The organism is Castellaniella sp. S9 (genome assembly GCF_027257175.1).
Lineage (GTDB): Bacteria > Pseudomonadota > Gammaproteobacteria > Burkholderiales > Burkholderiaceae_B > Castellaniella.
This window is the reverse complement of record NZ_JAPFGD010000004.1, coordinates 188,216-208,537: the sequence shown is the minus strand read 5'-3', so window position 1 is coordinate 208,537 and position 20,322 is coordinate 188,216. Positions and strand designations below refer to the sequence as shown.

22 protein-coding genes and 3 tRNA genes are annotated in these 20,322 nt (G+C 68.2%); 12 read left to right on the top strand and 13 right to left on the bottom strand.

The genetic code is table 11. From position 1 onward, the window contains the following. The first annotated feature begins 125 nt into the window (after positions 1 to 125). On the top strand, positions 126 to 1,190 hold the full coding sequence (locus OOZ48_RS08025; RefSeq protein WP_269497164.1) for a reverse transcriptase/maturase family protein: 1,065 nt from the start codon (positions 126 to 128) through the stop codon (positions 1,188 to 1,190). Positions 1,191 to 1,305: 115 nt separating this feature from the next. Here the strand turns inward: OOZ48_RS08025 and OOZ48_RS08020 are convergent. The 3 genes from OOZ48_RS08020 to OOZ48_RS08010 form a co-directional block, all read right to left on the bottom strand. Beyond that, positions 1,306 to 1,382, bottom strand: a tRNA-Asp gene (locus OOZ48_RS08020). A 25-nt stretch (positions 1,383 to 1,407) separates the two neighbouring features. Continuing rightward, positions 1,408 to 1,483: transfer RNA gene (locus OOZ48_RS08015), tRNA-Glu, on the bottom strand. A 22-nt stretch (positions 1,484 to 1,505) separates the two neighbouring features. Then, positions 1,506 to 1,581, bottom strand: a tRNA-Ala gene (locus OOZ48_RS08010). A gap of 311 nt (positions 1,582 to 1,892) precedes the next feature. On the opposite strand from OOZ48_RS08010, the gene bioB reads away from it, so the two are divergent. Beyond that, the gene (gene bioB, locus OOZ48_RS08005; protein ID WP_269497161.1) at positions 1,893 to 2,963 is read left to right on the top strand and encodes a biotin synthase BioB; all 1,071 of its coding nucleotides are present in this window, start codon (positions 1,893 to 1,895) and stop codon (positions 2,961 to 2,963) included. A gap of 7 nt (positions 2,964 to 2,970) precedes the next feature. Then, complete coding sequence (locus tag OOZ48_RS08000) at positions 2,971 to 3,831, top strand: EamA family transporter (protein ID WP_269497158.1); 861 nt, start codon at positions 2,971 to 2,973, stop codon at positions 3,829 to 3,831. Here the strand turns inward: OOZ48_RS08000 and OOZ48_RS07995 are convergent. Further along, positions 3,763 to 5,106, bottom strand: a complete 1,344-nt coding sequence (locus OOZ48_RS07995; protein WP_269497155.1) for an MFS transporter — start codon at positions 5,104 to 5,106, stop codon at positions 3,763 to 3,765. The genes OOZ48_RS08000 and OOZ48_RS07995 overlap by 69 nt on opposite strands. A 202-nt stretch (positions 5,107 to 5,308) precedes the next feature. Here OOZ48_RS07995 and moaC point away from each other — a divergent pair, with 202 nt between their 5' ends. The 5 genes from moaC to OOZ48_RS07970 are packed head-to-tail and all read left to right on the top strand — an operon-like array spanning position 5,309 to position 8,237. Next, complete coding sequence (gene moaC, locus OOZ48_RS07990) at positions 5,309 to 5,797, top strand: cyclic pyranopterin monophosphate synthase MoaC (protein WP_269497152.1); 489 nt, start codon at positions 5,309 to 5,311, stop codon at positions 5,795 to 5,797. Continuing rightward, the gene (gene moaD / locus OOZ48_RS07985; protein ID WP_269497148.1) at positions 5,778 to 6,029 is read left to right on the top strand and encodes a molybdopterin converting factor subunit 1; all 252 of its coding nucleotides are present in this window, start codon (positions 5,778 to 5,780) and stop codon (positions 6,027 to 6,029) included. The genes moaC and moaD overlap by 20 nt, the downstream gene beginning before the upstream one ends. A gap of 3 nt (positions 6,030 to 6,032) precedes the next feature. Continuing rightward, positions 6,033 to 6,509 carry a molybdenum cofactor biosynthesis protein MoaE gene (locus OOZ48_RS07980; protein WP_269497145.1) on the top strand — a complete coding sequence of 159 codons (477 nt, stop codon included), beginning with the start codon at positions 6,033 to 6,035 and terminating at the stop codon, positions 6,507 to 6,509. After that, positions 6,499 to 7,029, top strand: coding sequence for a molybdenum cofactor biosynthesis protein B (moaB, locus tag OOZ48_RS07975; RefSeq protein WP_269497143.1), 531 nt, complete (start codon positions 6,499 to 6,501; stop codon positions 7,027 to 7,029). The genes OOZ48_RS07980 and moaB overlap by 11 nt, the downstream gene beginning before the upstream one ends. Positions 7,030 to 7,031: 2 nt before the next feature. Further along, positions 7,032 to 8,237, top strand: coding sequence for a molybdopterin molybdotransferase MoeA (locus OOZ48_RS07970; protein WP_269497140.1), 1,206 nt, complete (start codon positions 7,032 to 7,034; stop codon positions 8,235 to 8,237). 53 nt (positions 8,238 to 8,290) lie between these two features. Here OOZ48_RS07970 and mobA read toward each other — a convergent pair whose 3' ends face one another. The 5 genes from mobA to OOZ48_RS07945 form a co-directional block, all read right to left on the bottom strand. Beyond that, positions 8,291 to 8,893 carry a molybdenum cofactor guanylyltransferase gene (gene mobA, locus OOZ48_RS07965; RefSeq protein WP_269497137.1) on the bottom strand — a complete coding sequence of 201 codons (603 nt, stop codon included), beginning with the start codon at positions 8,891 to 8,893 and terminating at the stop codon, positions 8,291 to 8,293. Next, the gene (gene moaA / locus OOZ48_RS07960) at positions 8,886 to 9,959 is read right to left on the bottom strand and encodes a GTP 3',8-cyclase MoaA (RefSeq protein ID WP_269497135.1); all 1,074 of its coding nucleotides are present in this window, start codon (positions 9,957 to 9,959) and stop codon (positions 8,886 to 8,888) included. The genes mobA and moaA overlap by 8 nt, the downstream gene beginning before the upstream one ends. Positions 9,960 to 9,989: 30 nt before the next feature. Continuing rightward, complete coding sequence (locus OOZ48_RS07955) at positions 9,990 to 10,451, bottom strand: universal stress protein (RefSeq protein WP_269497132.1); 462 nt, start codon at positions 10,449 to 10,451, stop codon at positions 9,990 to 9,992. Between the two features lie 70 nt (positions 10,452 to 10,521). Next, a complete protein-coding gene (locus OOZ48_RS07950) occupies positions 10,522 to 10,899 on the bottom strand; it encodes a TIGR01244 family sulfur transferase (protein WP_269497129.1) in 378 nt (125 codons plus the stop codon). Next, entirely contained in the window at positions 10,896 to 11,672 is a 777-nt protein-coding gene (locus OOZ48_RS07945; RefSeq protein ID WP_269497126.1) for a ChbG/HpnK family deacetylase, read from the bottom strand. The genes OOZ48_RS07950 and OOZ48_RS07945 overlap by 4 nt, the downstream gene beginning before the upstream one ends. Positions 11,673 to 11,739: 67 nt before the next feature. On the opposite strand from OOZ48_RS07945, the gene OOZ48_RS07940 reads away from it, so the two are divergent. Beyond that, positions 11,740 to 12,129, top strand: a complete 390-nt coding sequence (locus tag OOZ48_RS07940) for a GtrA family protein (RefSeq protein WP_269497432.1) — start codon at positions 11,740 to 11,742, stop codon at positions 12,127 to 12,129. Here OOZ48_RS07940 and OOZ48_RS07935 read toward each other — a convergent pair. The 3 genes from OOZ48_RS07935 to folE form a co-directional block, all read right to left on the bottom strand. Further along, entirely contained in the window at positions 12,089 to 13,756 is a 1,668-nt protein-coding gene (locus OOZ48_RS07935) for an ArnT family glycosyltransferase (RefSeq protein ID WP_269497123.1), read from the bottom strand. The genes OOZ48_RS07940 and OOZ48_RS07935 overlap by 41 nt on opposite strands. Continuing rightward, complete coding sequence (locus tag OOZ48_RS07930; RefSeq protein WP_269497120.1) at positions 13,753 to 14,745, bottom strand: glycosyltransferase family 2 protein; 993 nt, start codon at positions 14,743 to 14,745, stop codon at positions 13,753 to 13,755. Before OOZ48_RS07930 ends, OOZ48_RS07935 begins: the two co-directional genes overlap by 4 nt. Positions 14,746 to 14,905: 160 nt before the next feature. Further along, positions 14,906 to 15,475 carry a GTP cyclohydrolase I FolE gene (folE, locus tag OOZ48_RS07925; RefSeq protein WP_269497117.1) on the bottom strand — a complete coding sequence of 190 codons (570 nt, stop codon included), beginning with the start codon at positions 15,473 to 15,475 and terminating at the stop codon, positions 14,906 to 14,908. Positions 15,476 to 15,914: 439 nt separating this feature from the next. Between folE and OOZ48_RS07920 the strand changes: the two genes are divergently transcribed. The 3 genes from OOZ48_RS07920 to OOZ48_RS07910 are packed head-to-tail and all read left to right on the top strand — an operon-like array spanning position 15,915 to position 19,043. Continuing rightward, on the top strand, positions 15,915 to 16,961 hold the full coding sequence (locus OOZ48_RS07920) for an ABC transporter substrate-binding protein (protein ID WP_269497114.1): 1,047 nt from the start codon (positions 15,915 to 15,917) through the stop codon (positions 16,959 to 16,961). Positions 16,962 to 16,969: 8 nt separating this feature from the next. Then, positions 16,970 to 17,755 carry an ABC transporter permease gene (locus OOZ48_RS07915; RefSeq protein ID WP_269497111.1) on the top strand — a complete coding sequence of 262 codons (786 nt, stop codon included), beginning with the start codon at positions 16,970 to 16,972 and terminating at the stop codon, positions 17,753 to 17,755. Positions 17,756 to 17,759: 4 nt separating this feature from the next. Further along, the gene (locus OOZ48_RS07910; protein ID WP_332108261.1) at positions 17,760 to 19,043 is read left to right on the top strand and encodes an anthranilate synthase component I family protein; all 1,284 of its coding nucleotides are present in this window, start codon (positions 17,760 to 17,762) and stop codon (positions 19,041 to 19,043) included. Here the strand turns inward: OOZ48_RS07910 and OOZ48_RS07905 are convergent. After that, positions 19,015 to 20,313: a SulP family inorganic anion transporter gene (locus OOZ48_RS07905; protein ID WP_269497108.1), complete on the bottom strand. Its 1,299-nt coding sequence runs from the start codon at positions 20,311 to 20,313 to the stop codon at positions 19,015 to 19,017. The genes OOZ48_RS07910 and OOZ48_RS07905 overlap by 29 nt on opposite strands. Positions 20,314 to 20,322: the final 9 nt, after the last annotated feature.

Genomic DNA, 20,322 nt, shown 5'->3' with positions numbered 1-20,322 from the left:
GCACACCCCTCAAAAGGATGCCCACCCCTCGGCCACGGCCATCGCGGCCAGCCGGAACATAGCACAGGCGGCTCGATCCAGTAGCCCGAAACGGGCGACCGTTCGTTGCCGCCACCCACATCATCATGGCCAAGACATATAACAATCTATTCTCACGCATCTACGATTTTCAGTCTTTACACCAGGCGTACATATTGGCGCGGCGCGGAAAGCGCGACAGACGCGAAGTCCAGCGGTTTGAGCAAGACCTCGAGGGCAACCTCATCAGCCTGCAAAACGAGCTCATCTGGAACATGTATTCGACCGGCAAGTATCGACTGTTCCGTGTCTACGAGCCGAAGGAGCGCCTGGTCGCGGCGCTGCCGTTTCGTGACCGCGTATTGCAACACTCGCTCGTTAATGTCATAGAACCCATTTGGGAGCGCCGCTTCATCGCCGACAGCTACGCGTGTCGCCCAGGCCGAGGAACCCATCGAGGCGCTGACCGGGCGCAATCCATGTTGCGCGGCGTTCAGAACCAGTATGGTCGTGTGTACGTGCTCAAGGCCGACATCGCGAAGTACTTTTATAGCATTGATCACGCGATCCTCAAGCGCCTCATCCGGCGCAGGATCCGGTGCCGCCGCACGCTTGATCTGATAGACGCCATCATCGATTCCAACGCGCCGGCCGACGATCTGTGTCCAGTCGGACTGCCGATTGGAAACCTGACCAGCCAGCTATTTGCCAACGTGTACCTGCATGAGCTCGACACCTACGTGAAACATCATCTGCGCGAGAAATATTACGTGCGCTACATGGATGACTTCGCGATCTTCCATCACGACAAGGCGCACCTGCAGCGCCTGCGTAAGGACATCGAACGGTTCCTATGGGAGAACTTGCGCCTGCGTACGAACGCGAAAACCCAAGTGTTCCCCGTGGGTGTCACGCGCGGGCGCGCCCTGGACTTTCTTGGGTACCGTATATGGGTTTCGCACCGCCGCGTACGCCGCAGTTCGATAGCACGCATCAAGCGCACGATGCGACGGCTTCAGAAGAGATATAGCGCCGGGAAAACGACGCTCGAAAGAGTGCAGCAGTCGGTACAGTCATGGGTGGCGCATGCGAGCCACGCCCAGACTTACGGGCTGCGCAAGTCGCTGCTGGCCAGCATGCGCTTCGCCAGAAAAGGCGATGACCATGATTAGGTGGTCTCGGGCCCAAACACCACGAACTGAACACCTTCGCTTAAAATGTATTCCAAAATTGGAATTTGGAACGAAAAAAAGGGCTACGCGAAATCACGTAACCCTTTGAATTCTTTGGCGGAGCGGACGGGGCTCGAACCCGCGACCCCCGGCGTGACAGGCCGGTATTCTAACCAACTGAACTACCGCTCCGGGTATCCAACAAGCCAGGAAAACCTGGCGTCCCCTAGGGGATTCGAACCCCTGTACCCACCGTGAAAGGGTGGTGTCCTAGGCCTCTAGACGAAGGGGACCGGACAATTCGATAACGATGCTTGGTGGAGGTAAGCGGGATCGAACCGCTGACCTCTTGCATGCCATGCAAGCGCTCTCCCAGCTGAGCTATACCCCCAACAAAGTCTTCGCTAACGAAGAAGCGAGATTATGCATGAAAACAATTTGTCGTGCAAGTCGAAGTCGAAGCCCTTGACGGCATCAAGGCGCCGCACCAGGGCGATCACCGGCCGCGACGTAAAGCGTTACATCTCCGCCGCGGGCCGGGGTTCCGCGCACATCGTGACCAAGAAACCATAATTGACCGAAATAAGCGATTATTTCGGTGATTTTTCCGTAATTTGGACGCATTTGAAAGAAACTGACGGCTTGCCAAGGCTCTCCGCCCCTCCTACCATTGCGCCGTTCTCAATCCGCCATGGACACGCCATGGATACACCGATGCTCAGTATCGAACGCCGCCGCCAGGGGCCCGCGCCCGCCTGGACTCCCGATGCCGTCCTGGATCTGTACGCCCAGCCGCTGAACGACTTGCTGCTGCGCGCGCAGACCGCGCATCGCCGGCATCATCCGGCCAATGCCGTCCAGCAATCCACGCTGCTGTCCGTCAAGACCGGCGCCTGTCCCGAGGACTGCGCCTACTGCCCGCAATCCTCGCGCCACGCCACCGCGGTCCAGGCCGAGCCCTTGATGGCGTGCGAGGACGTCCTGGCCGCGGCGCGGGCGGCGCGCGACGCGGGCGCCCAGCGGTTCTGCATGGGGGCGGCCTGGCGCTCGCCCACCGAGCGGCAGCTGGACGAGGTGATCGAGATGGTCCGCGCGGTCAAGGCGATGGGCCTGGAGACCTGCGTAACCCTGGGCATGCTCAAGCCGGGCCAGCCCGAGCGCCTGAAGGCGGCGGGCCTGGACTACTACAACCATAACCTGGACACCGCGCGCGCCCACTACGGCGAGATCATCACGACCCGCCGCTACCAGGACCGGCTGGACACCCTGGCGCGGGTGCGGGACGCCGGCCTGAAGGTCTGTTGCGGCGGCATCGTGGGCATGGGCGAATCGCGGCGGATCCGCGCCACGCTGATCGCCGAACTGGCCAACCTGGGCCCCTACCCCGAATCCGTGCCCATCAACCAGTTGGTCAGGGTGCCGGGCACGCCGCTGGCGGACGCGCCGGAACTCGATCCGATCGAGTTCGTGCGCACGATCGCGGTGGCGCGCATCACCATGCCCAAGGCGGTGGTGCGCCTGTCGGCGGGGCGCGAGTCGATGGACGACAGCACCCAGGCGCTGTGCTTCATGGCCGGCGCAAACTCGATTTTCCGCGGCGAACGGCTGCTGACCACCCCCAATCCCGGCCCGGATGCCGACGAGCGCCTGTTTGAACGCCTGGGCCTGCGACCGATGCCCGAGGGCCCTGCCGGCGCCTCTCCCTCCGAACCCGCCGAGGATGCCATCGACGCACCCTTCGCACCCGAGGCCGCCACGGCCACCCCCGCCTGAACCCGCCATGCATACCCTCGTCCTCAGCATCACCTGTAGCGTCGCCGTCTCGATTTTCCTGAAGCTCGCGCGGCAAGGATCCATCCGGGTCGAACAGGCGATCTTCGTCAACTATCTCACGGCGGCCGCCCTGTGCCTGCTGTTGCTGCGTCCGGACACGGCGCGGCTGCTGGACCAGCCGGCCGCGGCCTGGTGGATCCTGTCGCTGCTGGGCGTCCTGCTGCCGTCGATCTTCCTGGTGATGGCGGCCGCGGTGCGCCATGCCGGCATCGTGCTCAGCGACGCGGCCCAGCGCCTGTCGCTGGCCATCCCGCTGCTGGCGGCCTTCCTGCTGTTCGGCGAGACACTGTCGGGGATGAAGCTCGCCGGCATCGGCCTGGCCTTCGCCGCCCTGGCCTGCCTGCTGGTCCGGCCCGACGCGCACGCCGGCAGCCGCGTGGCCGCCGGGCCGATCGTCCTGGCGTCGCTGCTGGGCGTCTGGCTGGGCTACGGGACGATCGACATCCTGTTCAAGCAGCTCGCCAAGAGCGGCGCCGCATTCTCGAGCAGCCTGCTGCTGTCCTTCGTGCTGGCGGCGGTGCTGATGCTCGCCTGGCTGGCGCTGCGCCCGGGCACGCGCTGGAGCCCGCGCAGCCTGGCCTCCGGCGTGCTGCTGGGCCTGCTGAACTTCGGCAACATTTATTTCTACATCCGTGCGCACCAGACTTTCCCGCAGAACCCCACGCTGGTCTTTGCCGCCATGAACATCGGCGTGATCTCGGCGGGGACGCTGGTGGGCGCCGGCGTCTTTCGCGAGCGCCTAGGGCGTCTGAACGTGCTCGGGATCGCGCTGGCCCTCGCCGCCGTCGTCCTGTTGATCCCCCGCTGAGAGCGGATCGTCGACCACGGGATCGTGCGAAATATCCTTCTGGACGTCGACCCGGGGATCGAGCACCGCCATGACGTGCGAATTCTGCAGGGTATCGGCCATGGGCACGAAGTGCGTGGGCGCGTCTTCGCTGAGGTGCGTGCCCTTGACCTTTTGTTCGCGGATGAAGATCACCAGCACCAGGGCGCAGGCCGACACGTATACGAAATAGACGTCCGGCCCCCAGCCGCGCATCAACGCGCCGGCCACCAGCGGCCCCAGGCAGGCGCCCAGGCCATACACCATGTACAGCAGCGCGCTCAGGCCCACGCGCCGCTCGGGATCGACGTTGTCGTTGGCGAAGGCGGCGCCCATGGGATAGAGCGTGAACTGCAGGATGCCGAGCACGGCCGAGAACGCCAGCAGGGCGGCGTAGGGCATAGGCAGCCAGCCCCACAAGGGCACCCCCAGCAGCAACAGGATCGCCGCCCCCCAGCGGATCAGCCGGATCCGGTTCATGCGGTCCGCGAGCCAGCCCAGGGGCCACTGGAACACCAGGCCGGCCGCCACCGACGTTGCCACGAAGACCCCCACCTGCTGGTTGCTGAGGCCGTGCAGCAGGCCATAGACGGGGGCCAGGCCGTAAAAGGCCCCGGTCAGCATGCCGGCGATGAACAGCACGGTCAGCGACAGCGGGACGCGCGCCACGTAATAGCGCACCGCCAGCGGCGCCGGCACCTGCAGCGCGGGATGCAGCCGATGCGTCAGCGCCATCGGCATCAGGCTGAGGACGCAGCAGATCGCGACGAACACCAGCGGTTCGTAGTTGAGGTTGCGGAACCATCCCAGGGCCAGCTGGCCGAACACCGTGCCCATGCTGGACACCACCATATACCAGGCGAAGACGGTGCCGCGCGAGCTGTTCTCGGTCTGTTCGTTGAGCCAGCTCTCGATCGCGATGAACAGGGTCACCATCGCCGTGCCGGCCACGAAACGCAGGCCCAGCCAGACCCATAGGTTGTCGATGAGGATCTGGACCAGGACCGTGATGGTCACGAAAGCTGCGCTGGCCGCGTAGGCGCGGATGTGGCCCACCTGGATGATGAGGCGGTGCCCGACGCGCGCCCCGAACACCAGGCCCATGTAGTAGGCGGCGATGATCCCGCCCACCCAGACTTCCGAGATCGACAGCGCCGTCAGGCGCAGGCCCATGTAGGTGTTGAACAGGCCCGAGCCCATCAGCAGGATCAGGGTCGCCAGATACAGGGAAAAAAACGCGCCGAGAGTCTTGACCATGCATCCGCCATGAACGGCTGGGGCCGCCGGGGGGCGCGCCCATAGAAGTTTCAGGCCTGAATCTCAAGCCCGATGGAGAATTATCATAGCAGGCCTCGTGCCCGGCCACGGGGGCGGCACTTTGCGTATATCATTGGTGTTGACACCGATGCGGCGACGTCCGGCGGCGAGCGGGACGCAGCCCACCCATCCCACAGGAACCATGGCCGAATCCACTCCCACCCTCAGTCACCTGGACGACAGCGGACAGGTCCGCATGGTCGACGTCGGCGGCAAGGCCGACAGCGAGCGCGAGGCCATCGCCGAGGGCGCCGTGCGCCTGCGCCCCGAGGCTTACCGCCTGCTGCAGGCACAGGCCAACGCCAAGGGCGAGGTCCTCAACACCGCGCGCATCGCCGCCATCCTGGCGGCCAAGCGCTGCGCCGAGCTGATCCCGCTGTGCCACAGCCTGCCGCTGGCCTTCGTCGGGGTGGATTTCACGCTGGACGACGCGGCCCACCGCATCGGCATCCGCGCCCACTGCCGCACCCGCCACCAGACCGGGGTCGAAATGGAGGCCATGACCGCCTGCAGCGTGGCGGCGCTGACGATCTATGATATGTGCAAGGCGGCGGACAAGGGCATCGTCATCGAGCACGTCCGCCTGGTCTACAAATCCGGAGGAAAAAGCGGTGAGTGGCGCAACGATTGAGGTCCTGTATTTCGCCCAGGTCGCCGAGCACATGGGCACGCGGCGCGAGACGCTCGCGCTGGCCGCCCCGACGACGGCCGCGCAGTGGCTCGCCGATCTGGTGGCGCGCTGTCCGGCGCTGGCGCCGGCGGAACGCCTGAAGCTCGCCGTCAACCAGGAACACGTCGATCACCGGGCGACGATCCGCCCGGGCGACGAGGTCGCCGTGTTCGAGCCTGTCACCGGAGGCTGAGGCATGGTCGTGGTCCAGACCGCCGATTTCGATCCCGCCGCCCTGTATGCGGCGCTGCAGGCGCGCGCCGGGGACGCCGCGGGGGCCACGGTCAGCTTCATCGGCACGGTGCGCGACTACGCCCCCGGTGAAACCACCCGCAGCCTGTTCCTCGACCACTATCCGGGCATGTGCGAACGCGAGATCCAGGCCTTGTGCGATACCGCGGCGCAGCGCTGGCGCATCCTCGACGCCACGGTGGTGCATCGCGTGGGCGAACTGGCGCTGGGCGACCGCATCGTCTTCGTCGGCGTGGCCAGCGCCCACCGGGGCGACGCCTTCCGGGCCTGCGAATACATCATCGACGCGCTCAAGACCCGGGCGCCCTTCTGGAAGCGCGAGACCCTGGCGTCGGGCCGCGCCTTCTGGGTCCGGCAGGACGAAGCCGACGCGCACAAGACCGCTCAATGGAACACAAGGACGCCACACCATGAAAGCTGACCCCACCCTGCCGCCCGTGTCGCTCGGCTGCGCCGTGCTGACCGTGTCCGACCACCGCACGCCCGAGGACGACGGCACGGGCGACTACCTGTGCGACAGCCTGCGCGCGGCGGGGCATGTGGCGCAGGCCCGGACGATCTGCCGCGACGATCTCTACCAGATCCGCAAAGTCCTCAGCGACTGGATCGCCGACCCGTCCATCCAGGCGATCATCACCAACGGCGGCACGGGGTTCTCGCATCACAAGTCCACGGTGGCGGCGGTCAGCCCCCTGCTGGACCAGACGATCCCCGGCTTCGGCGAACTGTTCCGCCACCTGTCCTGGCAGGCCATCGGCTCCTCGGCCCTGCAGTCCGAGGCCCTGGCGGGCCTGGCCAACGACACGCTGGTGTTCTGCCTGCCCGGCTCCACGCGGGCTTGCCGGCTGGCCTGGGACAGCATTCTGCGCGAACAGCTCGATAGCCGCCACCGGCCCTGCAACTTCGCCGGCGTCTACCGCACATCCGTGCAAGGCGGTTGACGATGCTGGACTTCGATACCGCCCAGGCGACCCTGGCGGGGCGCGCCCACGCCCCGGACACGACCGAGACATTGCCCCTGGACGCCCTGCACGGGCGCGTGCTGGCCGAGGATGTCGCCGCCGAGGTCGACCTGCCGCGCGCCGACAACAGCGCCATGGACGGCTACGCGCTGCGCTGCGCGGATGCCGCGCCCGGCGCGATGCTGCCCATCCAGGCGTTCCAGTACGCGGGGCACGAGCCCGAAGCCCTACGGCCCGGCCATGCGATCCGCCTGTTCACCGGCAGCCTCATCCCCGAGGGCGCCGAGGCGGTGATCATGCAGGAGGACACCGAAGCCACGGACGGCGGCGTGCGCATCCTGCGCGCTCCGCAGGCGGGCGACCACGTGCGCCGGCGCGGCGAGGACATGCGCCGCGGCGAGGTGATCCTGCGGCGCGGCACGCGGATCGGGCCGGCCCAGATCGCCGTGCTGGCCGCCCAGGGCCGCGCCGCGGCCGCGGCCTATCCGCGGATGCGCATCGGCATCCTGACCAATGGCGACGAACTGGTCCCGCCCGGCCAGGCGCTGGGGCCCGCCGCCGTGCACAACTCCAACGGCCCGATGCTGGCCGCGCTGTGCAGGGGCATGGGCGCGGATCCTGCGGCCGTCCTGCATGCGCCCGACCAGGCCGAGGCCATCGCGTCGGCGCTGGACGAACTTTCGCGGACCTGCGACCTGGTTTTCAGCGTGGGCGGCGCCTCGGTGGGCGACAAGGACCTGGTCAAGCCCGCCATCGAGGCGCTGGGCGGCACGCTGGATCTCTGGCGTGTGCGCATGAAGCCCGGCAAGCCGGTCGCCCTGGCGAGCCTCAACGGCCGGCCCCTGATCTGCCTGCCGGGCAATCCGGTCTCGGCGTTCGTGGTGTTCACGTTGCTGGCCACCCCGCTCCTCCGTGGCCTGCAGGGACGCCGGGACATCCTGCCGCCGGTGTGGCGCGGCGTCCTGCGCACGGACCGCCGCTGGGGCGGCGAACGCGACGATTTCCTGCGGGTCCAGGTCGCGCACCAGCCCGACGCGCCGGCGGCGCTGACGCCCCATGGACAACAGAGTTCGGGGGCGATGGCCAGCCTCGCGTGGGCCCATGGCCTGGCGCGCGTACCCGCCGGCACCGAGGCCGGCGAAGGCACGCTCGTCGATTGGTACCCGCTGGCCGACTGGCTGGCCTGACACCCGCCGCCCTGCGACGCACCCCCAGGGGCTTGGCCCCGGGCGGCACAGGACTATGGCGGCGGGACGCCCGCCCGGCGCCAGTCCTCCGGGGTATTCAGATTCAGAAAGCCGGCGCCGTCGAAATCCACGGCGCGGGCGCCGGCCCGGGCCAGCCAGGCCTGCGCCTTGCGCCCCCCGTCCGCCAGCCAGGACCACAGTCCCGGAGCCGCGCCGCGAGGCGCCAGCAGGCACAGGGGATGCGGCCCGTCCACCGTGCGCGCGTAGGCGGGATGCGCGGCGTCGGCCGCGGCCATCAGCCGTGCCGCCAGGTCGGCCGGCAGATCCAGCACGTCGACGGGCACGACCAGCAGCCAGTCGTCCGGCATGGCCTGCAGGGCCGCGGCGATGCCCAGCAGCGGACCCTGGAAGGCGCCGAACTGCGGCGGATCGGCCAGGACGCGGCCATGGCGGCCATATTGGTCGGCATGACGATTGGCGCTGATGAGGAGGGTGCCGGCGCCTTGCTCGCGCAGGTAGCGGCAGGCGCGGGAGACGAGGGGCTCGCCGTGAAACGGCACCAGACCCTTGTCCGGCCCCGAATCGCCGTCCGCGCCCAGGCGCGAGGACCGGCCGCCGGCCAGCACCAGCCCTGTGAACGCGGGGGCCTCAGCCACCGATGTAGCTCATTTCGATCTTGTGGTCGCGGTGGGCCGTCCCGCGCAGTTCGGAATAACGGTCGGCCCGGGCGCGCCAGACACCGCCCATGCGCGCCGCCAGAGCCGCGTCGTCCGCTCCCATGCGCAGCAGGCCACGCAGATCGTGGCCCTGTTCCGCGAACAGACAGGTGAACAGGCGCCCTTCGGGCGACAGCCGCATCCGGGTACAGTCGCCGCAAAAGGGCTGCGAGACGCTGGTGATCAGGCCGATTTCGCCGCCGCCGTCCCGGTATGCCCAGCGGGCGGCGACCTCGCCCCGGTAGCCGGCGTCGACGGGTTCCAGCGGGAACTCGTCCCCGATGATCCGGACGATCTGGGCGCCGGTCAGCACCTCGTCCATCCGCCAGCCGTTGGTATTGCCGACGTCCATGTACTCGATGAAGCGCAGAATGTGGCCGCTGCCCCGGAAATGGCGCGCCATGGGCAGGATCTGGGCATCGTTCATGCCCTTGCGCACCACCATGTTGATCTTGACCGGCGCCAGGCCGGCGTGCACGGCCGCCTCGATGCCCTCGAGGACCGCGGCCACCCCCACGCCGCCGTCGCTCATGCGCCGGAACAAGGCGTCATCGAGGGCGTCGAGGCTGACGGTCACCCGCCGCAAGCCCGCATCGGCCAGGGCCTGCGCCTTGCGCGCCAGCAGGGCGCCGTTGGTGGTCAGCGAGATGTCGAGGGGCGCGCCGTCGGGTGTGCGCAGGCCCGCCAGCAGGCCCACGAGCACTTCGAGCTGCTTGCGCATCAGGGGCTCGCCCCCGGTCAGCCGGATCTTGCGCACGCCCAGTCCCGCGGCCACCTGCGCGACACGGGCGATTTCCTCGAAGGTCAACAGGGCCTCGTGCGGCAGAAAGACGTGGTCCGCCCCGAACACCTCGCGCGGCATGCAGTAGGTGCAGCGGAAATTGCAGCGGTCGGTCACCGAGATGCGCAGGTCGCGCATGGGACGACCCCGGGTGTCGAGGATCCCGCCCTCCTGGGCGGACGCCTGCGGCGACCCGGTCGGATGATGAAAGATCACGCGGCTCATGGCGTGGCCGGGGCGCGCGGGCGCCCCGCCTCAGTCGTTTTCCTTGACCCGGTAGACCAGCGTGGCCACCTTGGCCAGGCCCAGGACCTTGACCGTGACGCTGCCCAGCAAGAGGCGCGACAGGCCGCTGCGTCCGTGGCTGCCGATGAAGATGAGGTCGCAGCCTTCCTCCTCGGCGGCCTGGACCACGCCGTCGGCCACGTTGAAGTTGGACACCGCCTTGGCCGTCGCCTTGACGCCGGCGGTTTCGGCGCGGTCGAGCACGGCCTTGAGGTATTTCTGGGCCTGCTCGGCCGCGCTGCGGTCATAGTCCTCGTCGGTGATGGCATACGCCGCCGCCATGCCGTCGAAGCCGACCGTGGCGGCAAAAGGTTGGGTGACGTGCAGCGCCACGATTTCGGCGCCGATCACACGGGCAAAGCATACCCCCTTGTTCGCAGCCTGGGCGGAGAGCTTTGAACCGTCGGTGGGAATCAGGATTTTCTTGAACATACGAATCCGTCCATAGGGTTGATCGAACTCGTCCAGCATAACCGCAAGTTCCGAGGAAAAACAGTTGGTATCAGCCCTGGGATTGATCGTGGTCAGCTTGTTGGCGTTGAAGTTCGCGCGCCGCCTGGTACAAATTGGTGCAGCGCGCCCCCGAGCGGCAGAAGGCCAGCACCGGCCCAGGCAGATCATGCAGCAGCCGCGAAAAGACCGCCACGTCCTCGGACGTGATGGCGCCGCTGACCACCGGCTGGTAGCGCACCTCCAGGCCGGCCTCGCGCGCCGCGCCCATGACGTCCTCGGCGCGTGGCTGCTCGGGGCCGCCCTCGCCGTCGGGCCGGTTGATGATCACGGATTTGAACCCGGCCTCAGCCAGGGGCCGCATGTCGTCGGGATCGAGTTGCGGCGCGACGGCGAAATCGTCGGCCAGCGCATGATAGGACAGCGTCATGGTGGGCTCCCGGGCGCCTCGGCGCCCAAAATGGAAATACGGTGGCGTGCCAGGAGGTCGGCCATGTCGTCCCCCGCGAGCACTTCGAATTCGGCCTGGCGCTGGGCCGACAGGGCGTCCAGCGGATCCGGCCCCAGCGCCGGGTGGCACATCAGCACGTCCCCGTCGCGGCAGGCCGCCAGCCAGCGGCGCATCCAGGCCAGATAGGCCGGCGCGCCCCCTTGAAAATCATACACCCCCAGGAATCCGCCGCTGGTGTGCAAGCCCTGAGCGCGCGCCCGGCGCGCCAGCGCGCGCGCCCCCAGGGCGGCAATCACCGCGGCCTTGGCACGCAGGCGCAGCGGCAGGCCGGCCGGCCGCGGGCGGCCGGTGTCGCGCAACCAGGGCCGGGACCGGGGGTACCGGCCCAGAATCTCGATCAGGGCGTCGCGCACGCCCGGCAACTGATGCACGTGCTGGTGGCCGTCGACGTAGTCGGGCGCCCGTCCCACCAGGTCCTCGAACCGCCGCAACTGGCGCTCGATGCTCGCCCGCAGCGCGGTCACGGGCAAGCGCCGCAGGTAGGCCGACACGATCAGGGCGCGCAACGGCAGGCAAGGCCCGGGCTGGCCGAATGACTCCGTGAAGTTCAGGTGCAGGCCCAGCTGCATTCCGCTGGCGGCAAAGCGGGCGGCCCCGGCCTCGAAGGTGGGGCCGTCGACCAGTGCGCTGGCGCCCGAAAGGCGGCCTTTCCCGGCCAGCGCGAGGATGCCCGCGTCCACGGACGCGTTCATGCCAAAATCATCGGCGCACAATACAATGCGCCGGTATTCGGCGCGTGCCGCGCTGAACTGGGAATCCATGCTGAAACTCGCTGCCCAAATCGGATGGTTCGTCATTGTAGGCTGTGCCGCGGCGGCCACGCACTGGGCCGTCGCCGTCGCCTGCGTGGCCGCCGGCGGCCTGGACCCGCTGCTGGCCAACGTCGTGGGTTGGCTGACGGCGTTCTGCGTATCCTTCGCAGGACACTACCGCCTGACATTCCGCCACCAGCATGCGCCCCTGCCGCGGGCCGCACGGCGGTTTTTCGCGGTATCGGCGCTGGGCTTCGCCGTCAACGAGGCGGCTTATGCGCTGCTGCTGCACACCACCGCCATCCGCTATGACGTCCTGCTGGCGCTGATCCTCATCGGCATCGCCGTGCTGACCTTCATTCTGGGACGCTGCTGGGCGTTTCGCCGCACACACTGAGGGCCGCATCGGGCGCCACGCGCCACAGGCCCATGCGCCGGGTCGACGCCACCGGCGCGAGTCCCTCCAAGGCCGGATGGCCGGGGGCTTCTTTCAGGTAGGCCATGATCCAATACACCGGGCGATCCGGTGCGCACAACGCCGCGTGCCACTGCGCAGGCCGCCACAGGACCTCGCGCGCGGCCTCGGGGGCGAACAGGGCGGCATCGTACAGTTCCCGGCGCCAATTGTCGGAACGCAGGATACCGGGGTCGTCCCAATCCGACACCACGATGGACGGCGCGGCGCGGCCGGCGATCATCGGCACGTCATAGGCGTACAGCTCCAGCATGGCCAAGCGGTCGCCGGGCCCGGCCTGGGCGCCGATCACGCGCGCCAGCGGCTTGTTGGTGGGCTGCGGCGCCACCACCATGGCGAGGACCGCCACGGCGCAAATGAGCACCGCGATCACCGCCGACGCCGCCAGGCTGCGCTCGGCCGCCGTGCGGTCGCGCGCGGCGCGCGCCTCGAAAACCTCCGCGATGAACCAGGCCAGCGGCGGCAGGGCGGCGATGACGTAGCCCACGAGCTTGGAGGTGGGGATCGAGAAAAACACCAGGATCACCAGCAGCCAGGACAGCATCAGGCCGCGCAGCACGGGGCGGTCGATCTGCTCGAAGCGTTCGGCCGCCGGCACGAAGACCGGATTCACCGGCCCGTCGCGCCGGCACCAGCGCCACAGCTGGACCGACCAGGGCAGCGTCAAGCCCAGCAGCACCGGCACATAGAACCAGAACGGATGCGGGTTGTTGAAGCCGGACTCGAGAAAGCGCTGGAAGTGCTGGTGGACGATGTAATAGTCGAAGAACCCCGGGTGGCGCGCCTGCATCACCGCCATCCAGGGCAGCGACAGGACGAGGAACAAGAGAATCCCCGGCCACCACAGCAGGCGCCCCATGGCGGCAAAGCGCCGCCGCCCCAGCAGCCAGAAGAACAGCACCCCGCCGGGCAGGACCACGCCAATCAGCCCCTTGGCAAGAAAGCCCAGGGCCGCCGCGGCGTACATCCACAGCACGGCGCCGCGGTCCGGGTGCGCCTGCTCGTAGCGAAAGACCGCCGTCGCGCCCGCGATGACGGTCGCGCCGATGATGGCGCCCACCAGCATGTCGAGGTTGGCGTAATGCGAGGCACCGAAGAGGAAGGGCTGGACCGCCAGGATCAAGGTGGCGTAGCCCGCGACCCGCGCGTTGGCGCGCACGCGCAGGAACCGATAGAACAGCGTGACCAGCACGGTCGCCGCCAGCACCGAGCACAGGCGGGCCGCCCAGGCATTGGCGCCGAACAGCGCCAGCGACGAGGCCGTCAGCCAATAGAACAGCGGCGGCTTGTGAAAGAACGGCATGCCGTCCAGCATGGGCGTCAGGAACTCGCCGGACTCGAGCATGTGCCAGGCCACGCCCACGTAGCGCCCCTCGTCGGGCAGCAACAGGGGGTAGACCCAAGTGGTGGCGGCCAGCCAGATGAAGGTCAGGCCGGCCACCCACGGCCAGGCATGCGCCGCCTGGCCCCGCAGCAGCAGCCGATGGGCGCCATCGGCCAGGCGCGACGCGCGCCCCCGCAGCGCCGTGACGGCGCGCGCCGGGTTCATGCGCCCTCCCCGCGGTTGCCCGGCACGGGCCTGGCACCGGGCGCGGACGGCAGGCCGGCGCCGGCGCGCTCGCGCAGCAGATACACCGGCCGTCCCTTGACCTCGGTGAAAATGCGGGCGACGTATTCGCCCACCACGCCCAGCGAGATCAAATTCACGCCGGCGAAGAACAGGATGACGGTGATCAGCGTGGCCCAGCCCTGCACCGGATTGCCGTACAGCCAGTAGCCGACGATGATCAGCAAGCCGTAGCCGAAGGACACCAGCGACAGCAGGACGCCGACGAGGCTGAGCAGGCGCAGCGGCCAGGTGGTGAAGGCCGTCAGGCCGTCGACGGCGAAGCGTAGCAGTTTGAGCGGCTTGAAGCGCGTCACGCCGTGGCGGCGCTCGGGCGGATGATAGGCGATGGGTTCGGCCTCGAAGCCGACCCAGGCGAACAGGCCCTTCATGAAGCGGTCGCGCTCCGGCAGGCGCAGCAACGCATCGACCACGACCCGGTCCATCAAGCGGAAATCGCCCGCGTTCGGCGGCACGCTCAGGCCGTCGGAGGTGCGCATCAAGGCATAGAACAGGCGCGTGCCGATACGCTTGAAGCGGGTCTCGTCCTCGCGCGAGGCGCGCACCGCATAGACCATCTGCACGCCCTCGCGCCAGCGCTGGAGCATGGCCTGGATCAGCGCCGGCGGATGCTGCATGTCGGCGTCCAGGCACACCACCACCTGTCCGCGTGCCGCCTCCAGGCCGGCGGTCATGGCCGCCTCCTTGCCGAAATTGCGCGATAGGCGTAGATACATGATCTCGCCATGAAGTTCGGCCCAGTGGCGCATCACCGCAGGCGTGGCGTCGGTGCTGCCGTCGTCGACGACGATGATCTCGAACGCGCAGCCCTGCTGCCTCATGACGTTCAGCAGCTCGGGCAGCAGGACGCCCAGGTTGGCTTGCTCGTTAAGGCAGGGAATCACGCAAGAGATGGATGCGAGCGTCGGCATGGCCCCCCCGGCCGATCAGACGGCGGCGGTTGATCTGAGACAAATTTCAGAAAACGTTTCGGAAGGTAAGCATCATACTCGAAGCCTCCGGCCCCGGTCGATGGCCGGCAAGGGGGGCCTTGCCGGTGTGCCGCCGACAGGCGCGGCGACCGCCGCCGTCTTAGCCCGGATCGCGCGCGAGCGCCAGGAACTCGGTGCGCGAGGCGAGGTTGGTGCGCATGCCGCCCAGCATGGCCGACGTCACGGTTTCCTCGCCCGGCGAACGGATGCCGCGGCTTTCCATGCAGAGGTGGCGGCAGCGGACGACGACCCCGACCGACAGCGGTTTCATGTGAGTCATGAGGGCGTTGGCCACCTGGATCGTCAAGCGTTCCTGGACCTGCAGCCGCCGGGCGAAGCACTCGACCAGCCGCGTCAGCTTGGACAGCCCGACGATCCGCCCGTTGGGGATGTAGCCGATCGTCGCCGTGCCGAAGAACGGCGCCAGGTGATGCTCGCAATGACTGTACACCGGGATGCCGCGCACGACGATGAGCTCGCTGTATTGTTCGGCGCCATCCTCGAAGACCTTGAGGACCTCGGCCGGATCCTGGGCATAGCCCGCGGTCCAGTCCCGCCAGGCATCGACCAGGCGCTCGGGCGTCTCGAGCAGGCCGTTGCGCTGCGGGTCCTCGCCGATGCTGCTCAGGAAGCGGCGCCAGTCTTCCGCGCCAAACTGCTGTGTATCCATGAAAGGTCTTCCCAGTATTCCTATTAGGTGCGCCGAAAACGCCGGCGGCCGATCCAGTCCGCGCCCGAGCCGGACGGAAACCAGCGGCCCATGCGTCGACGCGTGCCCATTATGCCTGCGGCGGCGGGTGCGCGGCAGGGGCCGTCCGCCTCCCATGCGAGGCGCAGGGACGCTTGGCGGGCCGCTGGCCGGCACCCCGATCCGCCCCGATCAGGACAGTGAAAGCCGCGGGAACACTAGGGAAACCCGCTCCCGAACACCCCTATGGACGGAGTGCGAGACGGGCGCCGGCCATGCTTTTACATGCAGTCCTTGCATCGTTTTGTTGAAAATTATGCAATTGAAGGATTTCAGGCGACACGATAGCCTATGATCGCGGACGACAGTAACGGGCTGGCGGTCGGACCGACCCCGATTATTAAAACATCAAGGAGATACCGTGAACATCAGCAAGACATTAACCACACTGCTGGCAGTGGCAAGCCTGGGCCTGGGCCTGAGCGGCACCGCCGCGGCGCAGCAGGCCGCCAAGGCGGAATTGATCCCCGTGAACGTCGGCGGGCCCAGCGCAGGCTACTGGAACACCTACCTGGCCGAGCAGATGGGCATCTACGAGAAATACGGGCTCAAGCCCACCTTCCACTGGTTCACCAGCGGCGCGCCGCTGCTGGCGGCCCTCAAGAGCGGCAGCATCGACCAGGTGGTCACCGGCCTGGCCACGGTTTTTGCCATCGGCCAGAACATCCCTCTGAAGATCGTGTCCTGGGAGCTGGACAACGGCCAGGGCGAGGGCCTGCTGGCCAAGGACGGCAGCGGGGTCCAGAGCTACAAGGACATCGCCAAGGCCAAGACCATCGCCGCGCAGCCCGGCACCTGCTCGCAAGTCAGCCTCTACATCATCGCCGAGAAGGCCGGCGTGAAGGTCAGCGACCTGAACGTGGTCAACCTGGCGCCGCCGCTGTTCGCCAACGCCTTCGCCAGCCGCAATTCGATCGACGCCGCCATCGGCTGGGCGCCCTACACGATCATGCAGGGCCCCGACGTCAAGGTGGTGAGCTGGGACGCGGACTACGGCGGCGTCTGCCCCAGCGTCAACGCCTTCCGGAAGGACTACCTGGACAAGCACCCGGATGTCCCCATCCGGATGATGAAGGCGCACGCGGAAATCATGGAGCGCGTCCGGCAGGATCCGAGCCTGGCGATCAAGGCGCTGGAGCGCTACCTGCAGTTGACGCCCGAGGTCGCCCAGCGCTTCTATGAGTTGCATTCAGGCGACAAGATGCCGTCCTTCGAGGAACAGCTCGACCCGGATTCGCCCTACTCCCTGGTCTCCCAGCAAGGCGGATTGGCCGGCCAGCTCTATCTCGCAAGCCAGATGCTCGCGAAGGCTGGTACCATTCCCGAACCGCTCAGCTGGGACGTCATCAATCAGTCCATCGACGCGTCCTACATGAAGACCTTCGTGGCACAGCAGCAGGGCAAGTGAGGCCGGACATGAGCAACTCGACAGCGCGACAACCCCTTCCGATGATGTGGATCTCCACCGGCACCATCGTGGGCCTGCTGGCGGTCTGGTGGGCCGCCACGACCTTCCAGTTCATCAGCGCGACCTACCTGCCCTCGCCGCAGGCGCTGGTCGCAGTGACCTACGACCTGGTCATGAACGGCTACCAGCGGGTGCCGCTGATCGAGCACATCGGCATCAGCTTGTTCCGCGCCCTGGCCGGCTTCGTGCTGGGCGTGGCCCTCGGCGTGCCCACGGGTCTGATCACCGGCTACTACCGCACCTGTGACGCCATGGTCTCGCCCATCATGGCGTTCATCCGGCCGATCCCGCCGATCGCCTTCATCCCGATGGTGGTCCTGTACTTCGGACTGGGCGAACTGGGCAAGGTGGTGCTGATCTTCTTCACCGCCTTCAACTATGCGCACGTCAATGCGCATTCGGGCGCCGCGCACGTCCCCATCCAGTACCTGCGGGCCGCGCAGTCGCTGGGCCTGACCCAGTTCCAGCTGTTTCGCAAGATCGTCCTGCCCGCCGCGCTGCCGCAGATCTTCACCGGGCTCAAGGTGGCGATGGCCCTCAGTTGGGCCGTGGTGGTGGCCGCCGAACTGGTCGGCGCACAGCGCGGCCTGGGGTTCATGATCTCGGATGCGGCCCAGCTCTTCCAGATCCCGGTCGTCTTCGTCGGCATCGCCCTGATCGGCTTGATCGGCTTGGTCCTGAACCTCATCCTGAGCGCGACAGAGACCACGCTGGTGCACTGGAAGGGGCGCTGACGCCATGCGACCGGCGGCGCCGGGGTCCCTCGGGAGCCCGCCCAGCGAGACGTGCTTCGCCTTGCTGGACGATTGCGCCGCCACGGCGCAACGGCGCCGGTCCCGCCTCTACACCGGCCACGAGGGCACCCTGGCCTGTGAACGGGCGGACCAGCTCAAGGCCTTGTTCGACGCCATGGGCCTGGCCACCCGCGCCGGCCTGCACGCCGTCGGCCTGTTCTCCTACGAGCTGGGCGCGGCGCTGCAAGGCATCCGCCCGGTTGCGGGCAGCCGCGTGCCGCTGGCGCGCATCCTGCTGTTCAGCCGCCTGGACCACCTCTCGGATACCGAGGTCCGGGGGTGGCTGGCGGACCGCGCCGGCCCAACGCCGGCGACGGTCTCGGACCTGTGCGCCGACGTCAACGAGGCGCAGTACCGGGCCGACATCGCCCGCATCCAGGCCTACATCGAGCAAGGCCACACCTACCAGGTCAACTACACCTACCGCCTGGGCTTTCGCAGCCGCGGCAGCCTGCAGGCGCTGTACGCCCGCCTGCGCGCGCGCCAGCCGGTGCCCTACGGCGCCCTCATCGAACTGCCCGAGGGCGAGGCGGTGCTATCCCTGTCGCCGGAACTCTTCATGCAGCACCGGGACGGGCGGCTGCTGGCGCGTCCCATGAAGGGCACGGCCGAGGCCGGGCCCCCAGGTCAGGCGCGCGCCGCGCGGGCGCGCGCACTTGCCGGCGACGCCAAGAACCGCGCCGAGAACGTGATGATCGTCGACCTGCTGCGCAACGACATCGGCCGGGTCGCGCTGACGGGATCGGTCACGGTGCCCCGCCTGTTCGACGTCCAGGCGTTCGGCTCGGTGCTGCAGATGACCTCCACGATCCGCGGGCGCCTGCGGCCCGAGGTGGGCCTCGGCGAGCTGTTCGAGGCCCTGTATCCCTGCGGGTCGATCACGGGCGCGCCCAAGCGGCGCACGATGGAGATCATCCGCGAACTGGAGCGTTCCCCCCGCGGCCTCTATACCGGTGCCATCGGCTGGTTCGGCCCGGCGGCGGACGACGACGGACGCCGCGCCGGGGATTTTTGCCTGTCGATCCCGATCCGCACCCTGGAACTCGGCGCACCGGATGCGGACGGGACGCGCGCCGGCCGCATGGGCATCGGCTCGGGCATCGTGCACGACAGCGATGCCGGCCTGGAATTCCAGGAATGCCGGCTCAAGGCTGACTTTCTGAGCGGTATGGCGATGGCGGGATCCCATGATCCCGCCGCTATGGCCGGGCAGCTTTCGCCGGCCTGAAACGGCGCCAGGCCCGGCTGCAGAACGAGGCCGCCAGGCCGGCCAGCACCCCCCAATGCAGCGATGGCGTGGATGCCAGCGTCGCCACGAAAGTGGCCAGCGCGACCAGGCCGTCGGCGGGCTCGGTGCGTACCGAGCGCAGGACCGCGCGCAGATTGATCAGGCCCACGACGGGCGCGATGATGATCGCCGCTAGGATGGCGCGTGGCAAATGGAACAGATAGCCGGTCGCCCAGAGCAGGCAGGCGAATATGCACACCGAGGCAAACAGTGCGGACCAGCCGCTGGTCGCGCCGACGTACGCGTTCAGGGCCGAGCGCGAGAACGATCCGCTGACCGGGAAGGCGCCGCTGAAGCCGCTGGCGATCTTGGCCAGGCCCTGGCCGATCAATTCCTGGTTCTCGCTCCAGGGGGTGTTGAATTTCTTCGACAGGATCCGGCAGCTGGACATGGCCTCGGTGAAACTGATCAGCGCGACGATCAGGGCGCCCGACAACAGGGCCAGGTGCTGCGAGGCGGTGATGCCGGGCGGCGCCTCGAGGCCCGGCACCCCTTGGGGTATCGTCCCCACCACGGCGACGCCATGCTCGGCCAGGTGGCCCAGGCCGCTGACGGCGATGCCGCCGACGCAGACCAGCAGCACGCCGGGCAGCCGCGGGGCGAGGCGGCGCTGCAGTCCCAGCAGGCAGAGCGCGCCCAGGCCGAAGGCGCTGGTCAGCATGACCTGCAGGGGCGACTCGCGCGCGGCCGCCAGCGCCTGGAGGGGCCAGTCCAGGCTGAAGGCCATGGGCGGCAGGCCCAGCAACGGCGGGATCTGCGAGAGGATGATGATCATCGCCGCGGCGTTGATGAATCCGGCGATGACCGAATCGGACACGATGTGCGCGATCGCGCCCAGGCGCAACACCCCGAGGACCAGTTGGATCAGGCCGGAATAAATGGCCAGCCAGATTGCCAGCGAGACCCACTGCGACCCGCCCGGCGCCGCCAGGGGCAGCAGAACGGCGGACGTCAGCAGGCTCGTCAGCGCCACCGGCCCCACCGCCAGCAGCGTGGAAGATCCCCACAGGATGCCGACCACGGCCGGCAGCATCGCCGCGTAGAGGCCGGTTTCCGGCGGCATGCCCGCCAGGGTGGCATAGGCCAGGGACTGCGGAATCAGGACGAGCGCGACGCTCAGGCCGGCCCAGGCATCCTTGCGCAGCGACGCCGCCGTCGGCCGCGGCCAGCACAGAAACGGCAGCAGCCGGCGCACGCGGGAATCGGCCATCCGCGGTCC

Excerpts from the sequence above, each read along its gene's own strand:
- OOZ48_RS08025 (WP_269497164.1), top strand. The coding sequence starts at position 126 with ATGGCCAAGACATATAACAATCTATTCTCACGCATCTACGATTTTCAG.
- moaA (WP_269497135.1), bottom strand. The coding sequence starts at position 9,959 with ATGAGCCGCGTGATCTTTCATCATCCGACCGGGTCGCCGCAGGCGTCC.
- bioB (WP_269497161.1), top strand. The coding sequence starts at position 1,893 with ATGGATACACCGATGCTCAGTATCGAACGCCGCCGCCAGGGGCCCGCG.
- OOZ48_RS07955 (WP_269497132.1), bottom strand. The coding sequence starts at position 10,451 with ATGTTCAAGAAAATCCTGATTCCCACCGACGGTTCAAAGCTCTCCGCC.
- moaC (WP_269497152.1), top strand. The coding sequence starts at position 5,309 with ATGGCCGAATCCACTCCCACCCTCAGTCACCTGGACGACAGCGGACAG.
- OOZ48_RS07945 (WP_269497126.1), bottom strand. The coding sequence starts at position 11,672 with ATGAACGCGTCCGTGGACGCGGGCATCCTCGCGCTGGCCGGGAAAGGC.
- OOZ48_RS07980 (WP_269497145.1), top strand. The coding sequence starts at position 6,033 with ATGGTCGTGGTCCAGACCGCCGATTTCGATCCCGCCGCCCTGTATGCG.
- folE (WP_269497117.1), bottom strand. The coding sequence starts at position 15,475 with ATGGATACACAGCAGTTTGGCGCGGAAGACTGGCGCCGCTTCCTGAGC.
- OOZ48_RS07970 (WP_269497140.1), top strand. The coding sequence starts at position 7,032 with ATGCTGGACTTCGATACCGCCCAGGCGACCCTGGCGGGGCGCGCCCAC.
- OOZ48_RS07940 (WP_269497432.1), top strand. The coding sequence starts at position 11,740 with ATGCTGAAACTCGCTGCCCAAATCGGATGGTTCGTCATTGTAGGCTGT.
- moaB (WP_269497143.1), top strand. The coding sequence starts at position 6,499 with ATGAAAGCTGACCCCACCCTGCCGCCCGTGTCGCTCGGCTGCGCCGTG.
- OOZ48_RS07915 (WP_269497111.1), top strand. The coding sequence starts at position 16,970 with ATGAGCAACTCGACAGCGCGACAACCCCTTCCGATGATGTGGATCTCC.
- OOZ48_RS07910 (WP_332108261.1), top strand. The coding sequence starts at position 17,760 with ATGCGACCGGCGGCGCCGGGGTCCCTCGGGAGCCCGCCCAGCGAGACG.
- OOZ48_RS07950 (WP_269497129.1), bottom strand. The coding sequence starts at position 10,899 with ATGACGCTGTCCTATCATGCGCTGGCCGACGATTTCGCCGTCGCGCCG.
- OOZ48_RS07930 (WP_269497120.1), bottom strand. The coding sequence starts at position 14,745 with ATGCCGACGCTCGCATCCATCTCTTGCGTGATTCCCTGCCTTAACGAG.
- OOZ48_RS08000 (WP_269497158.1), top strand. The coding sequence starts at position 2,971 with ATGCATACCCTCGTCCTCAGCATCACCTGTAGCGTCGCCGTCTCGATT.
- OOZ48_RS07935 (WP_269497123.1), bottom strand. The coding sequence starts at position 13,756 with ATGAACCCGGCGCGCGCCGTCACGGCGCTGCGGGGGCGCGCGTCGCGC.
- OOZ48_RS07995 (WP_269497155.1), bottom strand. The coding sequence starts at position 5,106 with ATGGTCAAGACTCTCGGCGCGTTTTTTTCCCTGTATCTGGCGACCCTG.
- OOZ48_RS07905 (WP_269497108.1), bottom strand. The coding sequence starts at position 20,313 with ATGGCCGATTCCCGCGTGCGCCGGCTGCTGCCGTTTCTGTGCTGGCCG.